General features: G+C 41.9%; 13 protein-coding genes. 7 read left to right on the top strand and 6 right to left on the bottom strand.

Annotated features, from left to right (window positions below):
- Positions 1-3 precede the first annotated feature (3 nt).
- From lepA to F9B85_RS09025, 4 genes are all read right to left on the bottom strand, one after another.
- On the bottom strand, positions 4-1,809 hold the full coding sequence (lepA, locus tag F9B85_RS09010) for a translation elongation factor 4 (protein WP_151620104.1): 1,806 nt from the start codon (positions 1,807-1,809) through the stop codon (positions 4-6).
- A gap of 86 nt (positions 1,810-1,895) precedes the next feature.
- On the bottom strand, positions 1,896-3,524 hold the full coding sequence (gene murJ / locus F9B85_RS09015; RefSeq protein WP_243138130.1) for a murein biosynthesis integral membrane protein MurJ: 1,629 nt from the start codon (positions 3,522-3,524) through the stop codon (positions 1,896-1,898).
- A 130-nt stretch (positions 3,525-3,654) separates the two neighbouring features.
- Positions 3,655-4,701: a stage II sporulation protein P gene (spoIIP, locus tag F9B85_RS09020; protein WP_170270362.1), complete on the bottom strand. Its 1,047-nt coding sequence runs from the start codon at positions 4,699-4,701 to the stop codon at positions 3,655-3,657.
- A gap of 157 nt (positions 4,702-4,858) precedes the next feature.
- On the bottom strand, positions 4,859-5,215 hold the full coding sequence (locus tag F9B85_RS09025; protein WP_151620108.1) for a phage holin family protein: 357 nt from the start codon (positions 5,213-5,215) through the stop codon (positions 4,859-4,861).
- 169 nt (positions 5,216-5,384) lie between these two features.
- Here F9B85_RS09025 and rpsT point away from each other — a divergent pair, with 169 nt between their 5' ends.
- Entirely contained in the window at positions 5,385-5,654 is a 270-nt protein-coding gene (gene rpsT, locus F9B85_RS09030; RefSeq protein ID WP_151620110.1) for a 30S ribosomal protein S20, read from the top strand.
- Positions 5,655-5,693: 39 nt separating this feature from the next.
- On the opposite strand, the gene holA is transcribed toward rpsT, so the two are convergent.
- Positions 5,694-6,785 (bottom strand): DNA polymerase III subunit delta, encoded by a 1,092-nt coding sequence (gene holA / locus F9B85_RS09035; RefSeq protein WP_151620112.1) that lies wholly within the window; start codon positions 6,783-6,785, stop codon positions 5,694-5,696.
- Between the two features lie 99 nt (positions 6,786-6,884).
- On the opposite strand from holA, the gene F9B85_RS09040 reads away from it, so the two are divergent.
- From F9B85_RS09040 to F9B85_RS09065, 6 genes are all read left to right on the top strand, one after another.
- Positions 6,885-8,048, top strand: coding sequence for a CotS family spore coat protein (locus F9B85_RS09040; RefSeq protein ID WP_151620114.1), 1,164 nt, complete (start codon positions 6,885-6,887; stop codon positions 8,046-8,048).
- 62 nt (positions 8,049-8,110) lie between these two features.
- Positions 8,111-10,603 carry a DNA internalization-related competence protein ComEC/Rec2 gene (locus F9B85_RS09045; RefSeq protein ID WP_151620116.1) on the top strand — a complete coding sequence of 831 codons (2,493 nt, stop codon included), beginning with the start codon at positions 8,111-8,113 and terminating at the stop codon, positions 10,601-10,603.
- Between the two features lie 76 nt (positions 10,604-10,679).
- Positions 10,680-11,453, top strand: coding sequence for a spore coat protein (locus F9B85_RS09050; RefSeq protein WP_243138131.1), 774 nt, complete (start codon positions 10,680-10,682; stop codon positions 11,451-11,453).
- Between the two features lie 209 nt (positions 11,454-11,662).
- A complete protein-coding gene (locus F9B85_RS09055) occupies positions 11,663-12,997 on the top strand; it encodes a replication-associated recombination protein A (RefSeq protein ID WP_151620118.1) in 1,335 nt (444 codons plus the stop codon).
- Positions 12,998-13,171: 174 nt separating this feature from the next.
- The gene (locus F9B85_RS09060) at positions 13,172-13,525 is read left to right on the top strand and encodes a restriction endonuclease subunit S domain-containing protein (RefSeq protein WP_151620120.1); all 354 of its coding nucleotides are present in this window, start codon (positions 13,172-13,174) and stop codon (positions 13,523-13,525) included.
- On the top strand, positions 13,522-14,760 hold the full coding sequence (locus F9B85_RS09065; protein WP_151620122.1) for a DNA polymerase IV: 1,239 nt from the start codon (positions 13,522-13,524) through the stop codon (positions 14,758-14,760). The genes F9B85_RS09060 and F9B85_RS09065 overlap by 4 nt, the downstream gene beginning before the upstream one ends.
- A gap of 190 nt (positions 14,761-14,950) precedes the next feature.
- Here F9B85_RS09065 and F9B85_RS09070 read toward each other — a convergent pair whose 3' ends face one another.
- Positions 14,951-16,252, bottom strand: coding sequence for a peptidoglycan-binding protein (locus F9B85_RS09070; RefSeq protein ID WP_151620124.1), 1,302 nt, complete (start codon positions 16,250-16,252; stop codon positions 14,951-14,953).
- Positions 16,253-16,373: the final 121 nt, after the last annotated feature.

Consider the following 16,373-nt stretch of genomic DNA (forward strand, 5'->3'; position numbering starts at 1 on the left):
TGTTTAGTCGTCAACGCGCAGTACAGCCATAAAGGCTTCTTGTGGAATCTCTACACTGCCTACTTGCTTCATCCGCTTTTTACCTTCTTTTTGTTTATCTAGAAGCTTTCTTTTCCGGCTAATGTCACCGCCATAACATTTGGCCAAAACGTTTTTGCGTATTGCTTTGATCGTTTCTCGGGCAATGACCTTGTTGCCAATAACAGCTTGAATAGGCACTTCGAACATTTGTCTAGGAATAAGTTCTCTCAGTTTTTCAGCAAGACCACGACCACGATTGTAAGCTCGATCACGATGTACAATGACCGAAAAAGCATCAACTAACTCATTATTGAGCAGTATGTCTAATTTTACGAGATTGGAGACCTTATTGCCGATCATCTCATAGTCCAGCGAAGCATAGCCTTTCGTTCGTGACTTCAATTGATCAAAGAAATCATAAATGATTTCAGCTAAAGGCAGTTCATAAGTCAACATAACTCTTTGACTTGATACATAATCCATGTTGATAAAGGTACCCCGTTTTTCCTGACAAAGCTCCATAATAGCACCAACAAAATCAGAAGGGACCATAATAGAAGCTTTTACGTAAGGCTCTTCAATAGTTTCGATCTTCTGTACTGGTGGTAATTTCGTTGGGTTATCTACAAGCGTTACTTCACCGTCTGTTTGAGTAACTCGGTAAATAACGTTTGGCGCTGTTGTTATCAGTTCTAGATCAAATTCTCTTTCTAGACGTTCTTGTATGATTTCCATATGAAGTAGGCCTAAGAAGCCACAGCGAAAACCAAAGCCTAAAGCAACTGAAGTCTCAGGCTCATATATCAAAGCTGCATCATTCAAGCGCAACTTGTCTAAAGCATCGCGCAAGTCTTCATACTGAGCTCCTTCTACAGGGTAGAGACCACAGTAAACCATAGGAGTCACTTTGCGATAACCTGGCAAAGGCTCTGGGGCAGGATTTTTAGCATCGGTGATAGTATCGCCCACTTGTGTATCTTTAACATTCTTAATAGACGCTACAATAAAACCAACAGTACCGGCTGTTAGCTCATCTACTTGACGAGGAGATGGTGTAAATACCCCAACTTCAGTAACCTCGAACTTTTTACCCGTTGACATCATTTGAACAGTTGTTCCTTTTTTGACCTTGCCGTGCACTACTCTCACATATGAGATAGCTCCTTTGTAAGCATCATAGAAAGAGTCAAAGATCATGCACTGTAAGGGGTTGTCCAAACCACCTTCTGGGGGAGGGATTTTTGCAACGACTGCTTGCAAAACTTCTTCAATCCCAATGCCTGATTTGGCTGAAGCCAATACAGCGTCAGAAGCATCAAGGCCGATCACTTCTTCAATTTCTGCTTTTACACGATCTGGCTCGGCACTAGGTAAGTCTATTTTATTGATAACAGGAATAAGCTCTAAATCGTTTTCTAAAGCCAAATAGACATTGGCCAAAGTTTGCGCTTCAATGCCTTGAGCGGCATCAACAACAAGCAAAGCCCCTTCACATGCAGCCAGAGATCGTGAAACTTCATAAGTAAAGTCAACGTGACCTGGCGTGTCAATAAGATTGAGCATATATGTTTCTCCATCTTTTGCTTTATATTGCAAACGAACTGCTTGTAACTTAATGGTAATACCGCGTTCCCGCTCTAAATCCATGGAGTCGAGAACCTGAGCCTCCATCTCCCTTGCCGATAGAGCCCCTGTATATTCCAATATACGGTCGGCAAGGGTTGACTTCCCATGATCAATATGTGCAATAATACAGAAATTCCGAATTTTATCTAACCTTTGTGTCATTATTTTCGCTTCCTCCCTTGCCTATCTTAGAAAGATATCCAAACTATTATAACCGACCATTCCACTGATAAACAATAAAGGAACGATCAAGAACGAGAAAAGAGTCGACCAAAGCGGCTCATAAATGTCGTCCGAACAAGTCGAGCTTCTTCCATCTTAAGCGACATAGCTATTATTGCATAGACGAAAGCCCCTATAGTAACAGCAACTACTAGGAAAGCTATTAGACCGATTTTTGTAGAAATATCAAAAATATAAGGCAAAAATAATAATGAAACCTTTAACACAAGAGCCATAACAGCAGAAGCAACAGCACTTTTTCCTATAGAAAAGAGCAACTTCTTGCCATCAATGCCTCCTAAAGCTTTGCGCGCTATTACAAGAGAAAGGCCAAAAGCTACAAAGGCACTAATCGAAAAAGCTAGAGCTAAGCCCGAAGCACCAAGATAAGGAATAAAGAGTAAACTTAGAACTGTATTTACGATAAGCACTACAATACTAATGCGAACAGGTATTTGAGGGCGTTGAATAGCATAAAAAATTCGCGGTAAAAGCTGATTCGCACCTTGCGCAAAAAGTCCTATTAAGAAAAAGAGTAATACAGAAGCTGTTGTCAAAGTAGCGAAATGATCAAATTTACCATGTTCAAAAAGAACTTGTACAATAGGAACGCGTAATATAGCCATTCCTACAGCGGCAGGTAAAGTGATGAAAATAACACTGCGCAGACCTAAAGATAGATTTTGACGAAACTCTGTCCACTCTTGCCGCGCGGCACTATGAGTTAGCGTTGGAAAAATAGCTACAGAGATAGCTATAGCAAAGACACCTAAGGGTAATTGCATTAAACGATTGGCAAAACGAAGTGCTGTAATCGATCCTGCTTCAAGAGCTGACGCTAGGTTTTGGGTAATAATCTCCTGAAATTGGAGGACAGAAAGCCCTATAATGGCTGGTATCATCAATTTGCCGATTCTTCTTACTCCTTCATGAGATAAATCAAGAGTAAAGGAATAACGGAAGCCTACTTTTCTAAGCATTGGAACTTGAATTAAAAAGTTGGCCATAGCACCTAAGACAACACCAATGGAAAAGGCGGCAATTCCAAACTGGTCGGCCAGAAGAAGGCCGCACAAAATAATAACTACATTATAAACGACAGAGCCAACAGCAGGCATGAGAAAGTGACGATGAGAATTTAAGACACCCATAGCCAAGCCAGCTAAGCTTGTAAAAAGAACAGAGGGAAACATTATCCTAGTCAGAAAAATAGCATTTTCTAGTGTCTCACCTTTGAAATCATAGGCAACTAAAGGAATTAGATAAGGTGTAAAAATAATACCCAGTATAACGCCTACCGTAATAGCTAAAATCATGGCATTAATAAAAGAAGAGCCTACATAACAAGCTTCTTTTTCATTTTGGGTAGCTATGTAAGAAGAAAAGACAGGAATAAAAGCGGCAGATAAAGCTCCGCCTACAAGTAAAAAATATAAAAAATCAGGCAAGGTAAAAGCGGCAATATAAGCGTCTGTAATTTCATTTTGACCAAACTTTGCTCCGATAACAGCTTCACGGACAAAACCAAGAATCCGCGAAATCAACATGGCAATCATTATAGAAGCGGCGGCTGTTGCAACTTGCTCTCCACCAATTGTAGGTGTTTTTTTTTCTTTATCTTTGTAAGGATACTGATCTTCTGGTCTATCGTCCACGAACAAGCCCCTTTCGTCAATAGACTCACTACATTATTGTATTGCCTTTCGACATAAAGACAAGAATATTTTTCGAAAAAGACAGTGTAAATAGAAAGAATAAAGCTCTCATCTACTTTTGATGAGAACTCTATTCTTTCATAATTTCAAAAAGATTTCTTTCTTGTAAGACTTCTACCAAGGCATGGCTTAATAATTCTGCGGCCGCTAAAGCCTCTGGAGTTGAGTTTAAGTGACCTCCAACTTCTACAAGTAAAGCTCGTGGATGCATTTGCTGGTGATAGCGTCCTTGCTTAGTCATGACACCTTTACTTAACCCTGGGTAAAGCTGATCAAGTTTTTTGGATAGCTCTTCGGCAAAACGCAAGTTTTCTTGCCACCGGGGATGAGGAGCACGAGCATTAGTGCCTACAACAAAAAGTATTGGAGCAACTGCTCTCCCTTCAATCATTACTGTTTCTCGTCGAGGTACAGCATCACGATGAATATCCAAAATAGCAAGAGGATTAGGATGTTGATTGAGCAGATCAATAACTGTTTTTTGAGATTGCGTATACGCTAGGGCATAGGAAGGATAGTCGTGAATAGCATCATTATGAAGCACTTCTATGTTATATTCTTTTTCCAAGGTCTCGGCAAATCTTTTTCCTGCCAAGTAGACACCACCATTTTGGCCATCTAGATGAAATTTTCCGTCTGTAGCCCCATATGTTTCGCCGTTATGTGTATGGTAGAGTAAGACGATAGGTCGCTGAGGCATTTTTTCTTGAGCCGCTCGCTCAATTATCGGCGGCACATCACCTCGCGGATCTTCTCGTAAGATGTGAAGCTCGGGGAAGTCATCACCTTCTTCACGAAGGAGAGGGCTTTGTTCCGAACTATGATTCATGGCTGTTACCGCCACTGCTTCATCTTGTAAATTTACATAGTATTGTGATTCAATTTGTAATGCCTTACTGTCAACTTGATCTGACTTTTGTCCCAGAAAAGGAAGTTGACTTTCCATCCAGAGATGGAAGGGCTCTTTCTTGAGGCTTTCCATCCATCCAGTTCTGGAGACATTAATAGAATCATCATCAAAAGCTTTATCCGATTCTAAAGCAAGTACAGGCATAGCCAGCTTCATTAGATCGTTTGCCGGTAGGAGAGACCAAAAAGGGATTATGGCTCTTCCCATGCTCATCCAGACCACGAGAAGTAGAAAAAGAATTAAAAAAACTGGTCCTAGAAGACGGAGCCTTCTCCTTCCCCAATGGTTTGTCCTTCTAAAAAGCAAACAATACCCCCCCTTTCCTCCATTACTATGGATATGATTAGGGGGGCATTACTATGTCTTACTTTTCTCCTTCTTTTATAGCTCTTGAGTCGAGTGGTGTAGGTAGAAAAGCATCAGCTACACCAATAACTAGAGCGGCAATTAAAGCACCTAGAATACTAACTTGTATAGCACCTGGAACTAGAAGTTGGCTTACCCAAATCACTGCGGCGGCAATAATAAAACCTACAAGACCACGCTGACCTCCACTGATTTTTTCTCCAAAAATTGCTTCTACAGCGTAACCTAGCAGAGCAATGACCAAGGCCGCTATGATAGCACCGACAAAACCAGCGACAAAGAACCCAGGGATGATCCAACTTGCTACTAATAGAACGACGGCAGAAATTAAAAATCGAACAAGTAAGCCCATCAAGTTACAATTCCTCCTTGTGGTTCATTCAATATTGTCAAATAGTATGACCCCCCAAAAAAAAAACCATACTATTAGAGACTTAATCAATAATTCGGTAAACTCTTCCTTGCATGACCCAGCAATTCATGATAAAATGGCATTTGTGTAAAGTGGCAAGGAGGTGAGGATTGTGCCAAATATTAAGTCTGCTATTAAGCGAGTAAAAATCAGCAGTGAGCGGAACATAAAAAATGCATCTGCTCGTTCTGCTTTGCGCACCACTATTAAGCGCTTTGAAGAAACCCTGGCCTCCGCCAATGTTGATAATGCTCGTGTAGCTCTTGCGAAGGCTGTTCGAGCTCTTGATAAAGCTGTGTCCAAAGGTTTGGTTCATAAGAACATGGCGGCCCGCAAAAAGTCCCGTCTTACTCAAAAACTTAACAAAGCTTCCGCTCAGTAAGCTTTGTCATGATGAACGAAAAAAGCTCTTCTCATACTTTTATGAGAAGAGCTTTTTGTTTTTAGCAAAGTCAAGGATAGCTAGTTCTAGCTCTGTTTTTGCTTCCCCCGCACCTGTCTTAATAGCCCAGTCAGCTTTACTTAAGACATGATAGAAATGGCGTAATTCCTGTACACTAAATTGATTAGCCTGCCGTTCCAACTTACCAATTATTGAAAGCGGTACTTTTAACTCTTTAGCACAATCACTAGCCTTAAATTTCTTGGCTTTCATGTCTTTGAGCCACAATAATTGACGAATATGACGAACAAGTAAAAATAATAAGCGAACGGGAGGCTGTCCTTGCCGGATCAGGTCGCGAAGAATGAGCAGTGTTTTATCAAATTGTTTAGCACCTATTGTATCAGCCATAGCAAAAACATTATCTTCTGCTTCTGCTGGAACAAGACGACGTACCCTTTCAAAAGTAACACGGCGCTTCTGTGAAGGTTGTCCCAAAAAAGTATAAAGCTTATCTAGTTCAAGAGCAATGCGCCCAATATCGCCATCTGTTCTTTCCAAAAGTAAATTTAAGGCATCTGGATCAAAAGGCAAAGCCATTTTTCTCGCTCTCTCAATAGTCCATGCCTGAACTCCAGCCGTCGTTGGTTTTTTTACCTCTACTACTAAGCCGCACTTATCAAGAGCCTTGTAAAATTTCTTGCGTTTATCAACACCAGAGGGAGAGTAAAAAATTAAGGTAGTCGTTGGCGATGGATTCTCAAGATAAGCTATTAAAGCTTCTTCAGCACCTCCTTGGTGACTTTTACCTTTCTTTGAAGGCTGATTCTCTTTTTTTGCTTCCCCCTCTTCCTGAGACTTTTTGGGAGGTCGGAGAAATTGAGAATCTCTAACGAGAATAAGCTTTTTCTCTGCAAAAAAAGGCATCATCTGGGCACTTTCTATTATTGTCTCAGCAGAACTTTCTCCATCATATCGTTCAGTATTAAAGTCGCCGCCCGATAGTTCTGTAAAAGTGGCAGTTAACTCTTCTATTAATTCTTGCATAATATAGGTTTCATCACCTGTAATCAAGTAGATCGGTGCAAAAAGACGGCCTCTTATTGTTGCCTGCATGGCTAAATAGTCCATAATACCCGCCTTTCCCTAGAAACGACTTCGATATCTTGCTCATATAATTGTAATAGAAAGACAAGAGCCTCTCAAGTCCAAAACAGCAGGTGATCAAAGTTGGATTTATTAGCAGAAGAATTGGTCACTTTGCTCAAGGAACAATATCAGATCAATATTAGGGCCATTCAACAGCTTTCTATAGTCTGGCGATTGGAAAGTGAGCTCGGTCCGCTTTGCCTCAAAAAAGTGACCTACGAAGAAGAAAAACTACACTTTATCTGCCAGGCCATGGATCACTTAACACAACAAAACTTTACACTCACTCCCCAAGTTATCCCCACCTGGCAGGGTAAACTCTATACACCCTTCCAAGGTGGCTTTGCTTTTTTGACCGATTGGGTTGCTGATCGACCTTGTGACTTCCAGCGGGAAAGTCATCTTACAGCGGCTACAGCAACGCTTGCACAGTTTCATCAACATGCCAAGGGACTAAAAACACCTCAGCAAAATCACCGTCGTGCCTACTGGAAGCGTTGGCCCAGAGTCCTTAGCCGTCGCACAAAAGACCTGCAAAAATATCGAGCTTTAGTAGCAGAGAAAAAAATATTCTTAACTATGACAGAACAGAAAAAAATGCTCGCTTTACTTGATCAATCGATTGAACAAGCAAAAAGTTCTCTGAAGATTTTAGAAAACTCTCAATACCAAGAAATTAGCGATAATGCCAAAAAAGAAGCAACTTTTGTTCATCGTGATATAGCCTCTCGTAATTTCGTACTTGACCATTATAATCAAGCACGATTGATCGACTTCGATTATTGTCGCTGGGACATCTATATCTGCGACTTGGTTCGTTTACTCGATCGTTCCTTGCGTTACTATCGATGGTCTTTCCAACGAGGACAAGAAATAATAAAAACTTACGATGAAATCCGCCCTCTTGAGCCTGCAGAGTACCCTTTAATACTAGCTTTATTAACATTTCCTCAAAAATTTTGGCGTCTCTGTCACCGCTTTTTTCGGGAAAATAGTGTCCATAGCATAAAAGATTTTTTGGAAAGAATGAAAGTTATCAGCTCTGACTTTGCTTCAAAAACCCGCTTCCTGCATCGTTTTGCTGAAGAATATTGTCTTGGTTTTTTTAGCCGTCACAAAGTTACCATTCCTTCTCTCAATGAGCAAACAGAAGGAGAAGAAATCTCTCAATGGCTAGAAGAATCCCGTATAGGTCTTGCTTATCAACTAGGTTTGTACAAAAAAATAGCTAAATCGACTTACTAACAACTGTTACCACAAGAGGATATTTGGTTTTTCTGTAGAATAATGCCACTCGAGGTGATTTTATGCAACGACCTCTAGTGGTTTTTGTTTTATTCAAAGCTTTAGGTATTACCGGAGGGGTAGTTCATGGAGAAATATACCGATACCCTATTTCTGCAGAGACCATACACTTATGGCTTGCTTTTACCATCATAACAGCCCTTCTATTCTACGGAGGAGATAAGCACCTCTTTCCGCAAGATTCTTTTTCACTTAAGCCTGCTAAAACACTAGGACGCTTTCTACTTTATTTCATACTTTTTGGCCTAAGCTGGTATTATAGCTTTCAACATACTCTTATTCCACAGAACTATCTGCTTGAAGAAAATGCTCCCTTCTCTGGAACGATTGTAGCGATCAACGAAAAACCGCACCAGTTGATACTAGACTTACGTCGCCCTGATGGTGAAAAGGTTCGTGTCAAGTATACAGGTCCAGCACTAGATAGAAAGCCCGTCATTGGTGAGAAGTTATCACTGTCAGGGCAACTTTATATACCTAATCAACGAAGAAATCCAGGCTCTTTTGATTATCAAGCTTATCTATGGCGTCAAGGTATTTCTCGAGAAATGACCCTGCGCTCTGCTGACGATATAGTATTCTTAGAATCTTCAGAAGGCAAAAAAATCTTAGAGATCATCGGCAATCGCGCTCATAGTCTGCGCGAAAAAATGGTTGCTTTTGTAAAATCTTACGCAACACCGACTGCAAGCGCCGTCATTGCTGGCATTATCTTTGGTGGTCAAGATCAGTTGACCGAAGAAGATCGTGAAGTATTCCGAATTACCGGTGTAGCCCATGCTTTTGCCGTATCTGGTACTGCCGTAGGAGTTCTAGCTGGAACTGTTATGGTGCTTTTGAGAGGATGGCGTCAATGGCAATTACCGATCTGGACAAGCATCATAATTACAACAACTGTTCTTATGTTTTATGGCTTTATGACGGCTTTTCCACCATCTGTACAACGGGCAATATTAATGGCCCTTGGAGGTCTCATTGCTTATGGCATACAAAGAAAAGTTGATCCACCCACCATACTTGCTGCCGCGGCTTTAACTATTCTGCTTTATAACCCCCTCATGATTAGTGACATAGGCTTTCAAATGTCCTTTGGCGCCACCTGGGGCATCTTATACTTTCTACCCCTTTTTCATCAGTGGATGAATCGCAGTAGTCTCTCCTTATATCTTAAAGCACCTCTTGCCGTACTAGCTCTATCATTGTCTGCTCAACTTGCCGTAGCACCCTTAACAATCTATTACTTTAACATGCTATCTCTTTCTGGTTTTGTTGCTAATCTGCTGGCAGGCCTATTTATCGCTTTAATAGTCATCTTCGGTTTTGTCATCTTTGTTCTAATCTTTATCTGGGAAACAGGTGCTTCCTGGCTCTTAGCTTCCCTCTCTCTCGTCGTTGAAGCGGTTACACGCATCTTGCGTCAACTAGCTACTGTGCCTGGTTCGGCTTTAACGGTAGCTACACCATCTCCTTTGCTTATCTTAGCCTATTACATGGCTTTAATCTTAGGACGAGAAGTTTTTCTCAACAACTTAAGTCCCAAAATACTTTGTCGCCTGCAAAAATCTTTTTTGCCTGCTTCAGCCCTATTCTTATCATTTATAGTTTTAACTTCCTTTTTTACAGCAGCTACTGTAAAAGTCACTTTTATCGATGTGGGACAAGGAGATAGTATTCTGATAGAGACACCACAAGGAAAAAGAATCCTCATCGATGCCCCGGGACCCGTCAATTTCCCGCAAAGACAAAGGGAAGAGCAGAGCCGTGAAAGTTTTTGGACAACTCATTCAACGGCTCGACCTTACGATCCCGGAGAAAAAATCCTTGCCACCTATTTTCGTCATAAAGGAGTCGGCCATCTTGATTTGGTTATCAATACCCATGCCGATCAAGATCATATTGGTGGTCTGCTTTATTTGGCTCAAAATTTTTCCATAGGGCAGTTGGTGCTTTCACCACCGCCAAAAGAAGTAGTTGCCTATGAAGAGCTCAAAAATATAGCAGAACTTAGAAATATACCGATCTGGGAAAGCCCTGTTACAGGCAAAGATATTAGCCCTGATCGTAAAATAGCCTTAACTGTTCTATATCCCTTAGCAAATACACAAGCAGATAAGATCAACGATAGTTCTATTGTCTTAATGCTACAATACGACCAAGTAAAAATGCTTTTTACAGGCGATCTTGAAGTGGAAGGACAAGAAGCACTGACTTCTCTAGCGGAGCGCAAGCTTATCGATCTAGCAGCTCATGTGGTAAAAATACCACATCATGGTAGTAAGTATTTTAACTCTACCTTTGTTGAGGAAACGAAAGCAGAAATTGCTGTCATTACGGTAGGTAGAAATAACTTTGGACACCCTTCGCCACAAGCTATAGAAGCTTGGACATCCTTAGGAGCAGACTTGTTCAGAACAGACCAACATGGTGCGGTTCTTATAGAGAGCGATGGCCAAAGACTATGGTATCAGACGGTACGATTTATTGAGAATATTTAACACTTTATGGTTCGTATTTTTTCAAGTAACAGTGGCACATTAATACTTGGAAAAATGCTTATGGAGGTTGATGGCTATGCAAAATCAAACATTTAGAACAGAGCAAAACCAAACAGGACAGGGAACTAATCTGGGAACAGCCTTTGGAGCTGCTATGGGTACTAATATTAGTCCTGGCAACATTGGTCCTGCTATGAGTACTAACATTAGTACAGGCATTAATTATGGCACCCAATCTCCTTATGGTGGCATCATGCAACAAGATATGAGAGGCACAGAGCAAAAAATTGGTGCCCATGAGTTAATAATGACCCATGAAGTTCTAACCTCAACGATTGACACCATCAACACTTTTGAACTTTATCGCCCTCATATTAAAGACCAACGTCTCTCACAAATCGTTGATAATCAGCTTCGTCACATGCAATCTAACTACCAAAGCTTAGTAAGTTTCTTACAGACTCGCCAAAACCAATCATCTCACTCCTACCGTACACCAATCCAAAGCAGTCCTGCTTACGGACTTCGTAACCCCGCTCCACAACAACCTAATAGTAACGTTAACCAAATTGACGATCGTGATATTGCTTCTGGTATCCTCAGTTGCAGTAAATCTTTAGCAATGAAAACAACTGTTGCCGCTTTGGAATGTGCTGATCCTACACTACGTCAAATTATGAACAGCACCATCCAATCTTGCATCAACCAAGCTTATGAAACTTTCCAATTTATGAACCAAAAAGGTATGTACCAAGTTCCCACTCTAGCTTCCAATACAACACAAACGATGATTAACACTTACCAGCCTACCGGCACTTTCACCACTCAGGGAACGATGCCATTACAGTAACTTCACTGCTAAGAGAGCCGTCGCGACGGCTCTCTTTCTCTTCTAGGGCATCAAACCCAATAGAGTCCTAATCAGTATAGCTCTAGAGGCTCATGATGACTCTGCCTAAAGAGCCGCGAAGAGCTTTCTCAAGCTTGCATTATATTAATAGCTTGCTTTATAGTGATAGAATGATTACAGAAAGATCATAAGAAAGGGACGGCATACATATGGATCTCTTTTCTTATCAACGGGAAGAGCACAAAAATATCGAAGGACCTCTGGCTTATCGAATGAGGCCTCGTGACTTAGATGAAGTTGTAGGACAAGCTCATCTAGTGGGGCCCAAATCATCCTTAAGAAAAATGATTGAAGAAGACAAGCTTCATTCTTTTATCCTCTATGGTCCACCTGGTACTGGAAAAACAACCTTAGCTCGACTAATTGCTCATAGTACCAAAAGTTACTTCGTTACCCTTTCTGCCGTCAGTAGTAACTCAGCAGAAATTAAAAAGACCATTCAAGAAGCATCAGAACGCTTAGGATATTATCAGGAGCGCACCATTTTATTTGTCGATGAGATTCATCGTTTTAACAAAGCCCAGCAAGATCTTTTGCTACCAGCTATTGAAGACGGAACCCTTATCTTAATCGGAGCAACGACAGAAAATCCTCTCTACGAAGTTAATGCCGCTCTCATTTCCCGCCTACGAGTCTACATGCTCTACCCTTTAAGCGAAGCTGATATGAGGAGATTACTTCTTAAAGCGCTCACCGACACCGAAAGAGGCCTAGGTCTATCAGAAGAAAAATTAACAGAAGAAGCTTTAGAGCTTATCGTCAGAGCCGCCAAAGGAGATGGTCGTGCAGCTTTGACACTTTTAGATATGGTAATGACTGTTCACGATAAGACCGAAAAAATTACAGCTCAGCACATAATGGAGATTACTGGGAAAATGGCTACTTACTACGATAAAAAAGGAAGCGGCCATTACGATACCATCTCTGCCTACATCAAAAGCATTCGCGGTTCTGACCCCGACGCGGCTCTCTTCTGGCTTGCTCTTATGTTAGAAGCTGGTGAAGATCCGCTCTATATAGCTCGCAGACTAATTATCCATGCCGCTGAAGATATAGGTCTAGCCGACCCTATGGCTCTCGTCCTCGCCCAATCTACAGCAGAAGCAGTAAAAATGGTAGGACTGCCAGAGGGACAAATCCCCTTATCACAAGCAACTATCTACTTAGCCTGTGCCCCCAAAAGTAACAGCGCCAAAGTAGCAATTTACGAAGCCAGAGCGGCTGTGCGGGAAAGCAAAGGATTCCAAATTCCACGACATCTAGCAGACACCTCCCATGCTCTTGCTTCCCAAGTACTTCAAAGCGGGCAAGGCTATCACTACCCCCACGACTACGGAGGTTATATAAAACAGAGCTACCTCCCTGCAGAACTAGAAGGTCGACGCTTCTACAAGCCGACCGAACAAGGTCGCGAGAAATCGATCAAGCAGTGGTTGCAAGAGTTAGAAAAACACCTCCAGAAAGACTCTTCTAACTCTGATTAAAAGGAAAAACAATCTAATAAAAACAACCAAAAACAACCTTTTAATAAGAAAACCTTTTCAGCTTTTGAAAAGGTTTTCTTTTTTCTTTTATTTACCATCATGACAAACAGAAAGATAAGCCATATAATAGAACTGTGCTTCTTAGAAAATATGTTCTGCGAAAGGAGGTTCTTTATGCGTCAGCGCAGTCGTGCTTTTTTTGGCGAGAACCGACTATGGCAAGGCTCTCGAATGATCCTCCCAGAACACCGAGCAGGCTCTATCGAAACTATGGGCGAAGAAAGTCTTAGCGATACCTGCATACCTTGCCCTACACAAGAATACTTAGAAGAAATCCAAAAGATTATTGAAACTGCCGTAGCCCAAAAAGCTCTCATTACCTTGATCATAAAAGAAAAAGAAAAAATAAAAACTCTGAAAGCTCATCCCTTAAGCTTAGGTCAGCGGCCTGGCTTTCTCCGTCTTGAAAGTGAGGGCACTTCCTTCTCAATTCCAATTGCCGCGATTGTAGGTGTTCAAGAAATATGAAAGAAAGAACTAATCATGACACTATCTTGTTAGCCGATATGAACTCCTTCTATGCTAGCGTAGAAGCATCCCAAAACCCTGCACTGCAGGGCAAGGCAGTACTCGTCTGTGGTGACCCTGAGCGTCGTCATGGCATTATCTTAGCCGCTTCTAAGGAAGCTAAGGCTTATGGCATTAAGACAGCTATGACCGTCGGTGAAGCCTTAGCGCTTTGTCCTGAGGCCCAATGCGTACAGCCTCGCATGGCTTTATATTTAGAAATCTCTTGGAAGATTCAGCAGATTGCTCGCACTTTTTCTCCTTTAGTAGAGCCCTACAGCGTCGATGAGCTTTTTATTGATACTGCTGGTACAGAAGAAATCTGGCCTTCAGCGGAAGAAGTAGCTCGTCTTTTTCGCCATCGTCTCCGCGAAGAGCTGAAAATACCTTGTTCTATTGGCATTAGTCATAACAAATTTCTGGCTAAAATGGCTTGCGACATTGAAGCTAAGAAAAACCCTCAAGGTATAGCCTTCTGGAAAGCAGAAGACATAGCCAAGAAGCTCCATCCCCTTCCCCTGAGGAAAATGTTTATGGTAGGCTCGCGGATGGAAAGTCATTTTCGTAATATGGGACTAATGACGATTGGAGATCTAGCCCACTATCCTCTGCACTATCTAACTAAACGTTTTGGTCTACGGGGAGAAATTTATCACCATCTGGCCTGGGGACGAGATCATTCCCCCGTATCAGCCCATTCTCTTGAAAAACCTAAAGGAATCGGTCATTCTATCACCTTACCTAAAGACTATTATCGACGAGAAGAGATTGAAACAGTTTTACTCGAACTGACCGATCAAGTCTGCAGCCGTGCTCGCCGTCTCCAAAAAGCAGGACGAACTATTACGGTCTCTTTGCGCTCTTACGACCTCAGGCGAGGCTTTCATCGTCAATCGAGCCTCCCTGCTCCCTCCAACCTCTCTGAGCAAGTCTTTAGCCGTGTGCAACTGCTTTTTCACCGTCACTGGAATGGCCTACCCGTCCGCTCGCTCTCTGTAGGCATTGACAACCTCGTTGATGATCATACCCTTCAGCAAGAACTGTTTGTAGATTGGGATCAGCAAGATCGCTTACATCGAGCCATCGATGATCTGCGAGCGCGCTTTGGTTCTACAGCTATACTACGTGGCTCTTCCTTGACAACAGCAGGTGTAGCTAGAGATAGAGCCAAAAAAATCGGTGGTCATGAAGCATGATAACTGCACTAAGACCTTTCAAGAAGGCGATGCAAAGTAATAATAGAGCATACCAAAAACCCCCGAAGCTCCAATTTAATTGGAGAACTTCAGGGGTTTTTGCTTGTCCCACTGTTTCCGTAGCACGACACTTGCTTCGTTAGTCTCTAACTTTGTTCATTAACCTCTATCGGTAAAGTCAGTGCCAAAATTATTGACGCTTCATACCAGCATGATCAAAGAACATTTCTACAGCTTTGATCTGATACTGAACTCTTGTATTAATAGGATCTTTGGTGCAAGTCTCAAAAATAGCAGCTTCTGAACCGTGCAGACCAGCGGCGCGAGCAAGACTACCGCCAACAGGATTGCGCAGAACGTTAAAACGCTTAGAAGCTGGTAAACCTTTGTTCAGTTCGCTAGTCAGTTTGTTAGCAAAGCTTTGCATCTGACCAGATGGATGATAGATAATCGTTTGTCCTACAGAATTCTTATTCTGCACGTTGTAATCATAACCTTCGTGCAGATCAAGAACGTATTGGGGCTTGTAATTCTGGTACTCAGCCCAGATAGCTCTAGATAAAGCATCGCTTCCATTGGCTCCATTGCTCTGTGGGAAAGCTCTATTCAAGTCACCAAAAGAAGAATTTCTACGATTATTGTTAATACCTACTTTGTTAGCATCAGGAATTACAATTAGCGTACCATTTTCAATCTTCCAGTCTTTTACTTGACGAGCCGCTCGGAAACCAGCGGGCTCGTTACCATGAACACCACCAACAATCATCACCGTAGGACCTTCTTTGACTCCTTTGATGACATACATCTCTGTTTCCCAAGAAGTTCCCTTGCCTAAGGTTTTGGTGGTAACAGAAGCTTGTCCAGTTGGTGTAGCTTCAGTACCTGTAGAAGTCGGTGCTGTACCATTATTAGCAGGCGCTGGTGCTGTAGCAGGCGCTGTAGTCGTCACTGTAGACTGAGCATCTCCTGCCAACAATTCATTCAGTTTTCTTGTCGTCTGAGGTCCTACAACACCATCTACAACCAGACGATGTTCTCTTTGAAAGCTCTCTACGGCTCGATGGGTCATCGGTCCGAAGTCACCATCGACGCGACCACTGTAAAAACCAAGTTTAGACAGTCGCATTTGCACTTCTACAACATCATCACCACGATCGCCTCTCTTGAGAGAACGCTCAAGCTGAAGCGTTGCATTAACATTACTAGGAATAGATTTTACATAGGTAGGATTGGTGGTAATGTAACCAATTCGACCATTCTGTGTTTGCACTTTCTGCCAGTACTGATTAGCTTGCTCTAAAACAACAAGAGTTTCGCCTTTCGGTACAAGCTGAATTCGCGTTGCGTTCAGCTTTGGCTCTGTCCGTAGATAAGCACCTCTTTCAACCATGGCCAAGCCAGTTGAAACTTCGCTTGTAGCAAAGACCATAGAAATACTCATAGCTAAAAGCAAGAATACTGCCATAGCTGCAATTGTCAGTTTACGTGTCAAAATCTTCTCCACCTTTCCTTGAATAATAAAAAGAAGAATAAAAAAACCGCTTCATCACTTGCACAATGACTTTACATCATTGACAACTTAGAAATGGTACATACCTGATCCTACTGCATAT

The sequence above is a fragment of the Heliorestis acidaminivorans genome (assembly GCF_008933955.1).
Classification (GTDB): domain Bacteria; phylum Bacillota; class Desulfitobacteriia; order Heliobacteriales; family Heliobacteriaceae; genus Heliorestis; species Heliorestis acidaminivorans.

Coding starts and splice junctions, on each gene's coding strand:
- lepA (WP_151620104.1), bottom strand. CDS start 1,809: ATGACACAAAGGTTAGATAAAATTCGGAATTTCTGTATTATTGCACAT.
- spoIIP (WP_170270362.1), bottom strand. CDS start 4,701: ATGGGAAGAGCCATAATCCCTTTTTGGTCTCTCCTACCGGCAAACGAT.
- holA (WP_151620112.1), bottom strand. CDS start 6,785: ATGGACTATTTAGCCATGCAGGCAACAATAAGAGGCCGTCTTTTTGCA.
- F9B85_RS09045 (WP_151620116.1), top strand. CDS start 8,111: ATGCAACGACCTCTAGTGGTTTTTGTTTTATTCAAAGCTTTAGGTATT.
- F9B85_RS09050 (WP_243138131.1), top strand. CDS start 10,680: ATGCAAAATCAAACATTTAGAACAGAGCAAAACCAAACAGGACAGGGA.
- F9B85_RS09055 (WP_151620118.1), top strand. CDS start 11,663: ATGGATCTCTTTTCTTATCAACGGGAAGAGCACAAAAATATCGAAGGA.
- F9B85_RS09060 (WP_151620120.1), top strand. CDS start 13,172: ATGCGTCAGCGCAGTCGTGCTTTTTTTGGCGAGAACCGACTATGGCAA.
- F9B85_RS09065 (WP_151620122.1), top strand. CDS start 13,522: ATGAAAGAAAGAACTAATCATGACACTATCTTGTTAGCCGATATGAAC.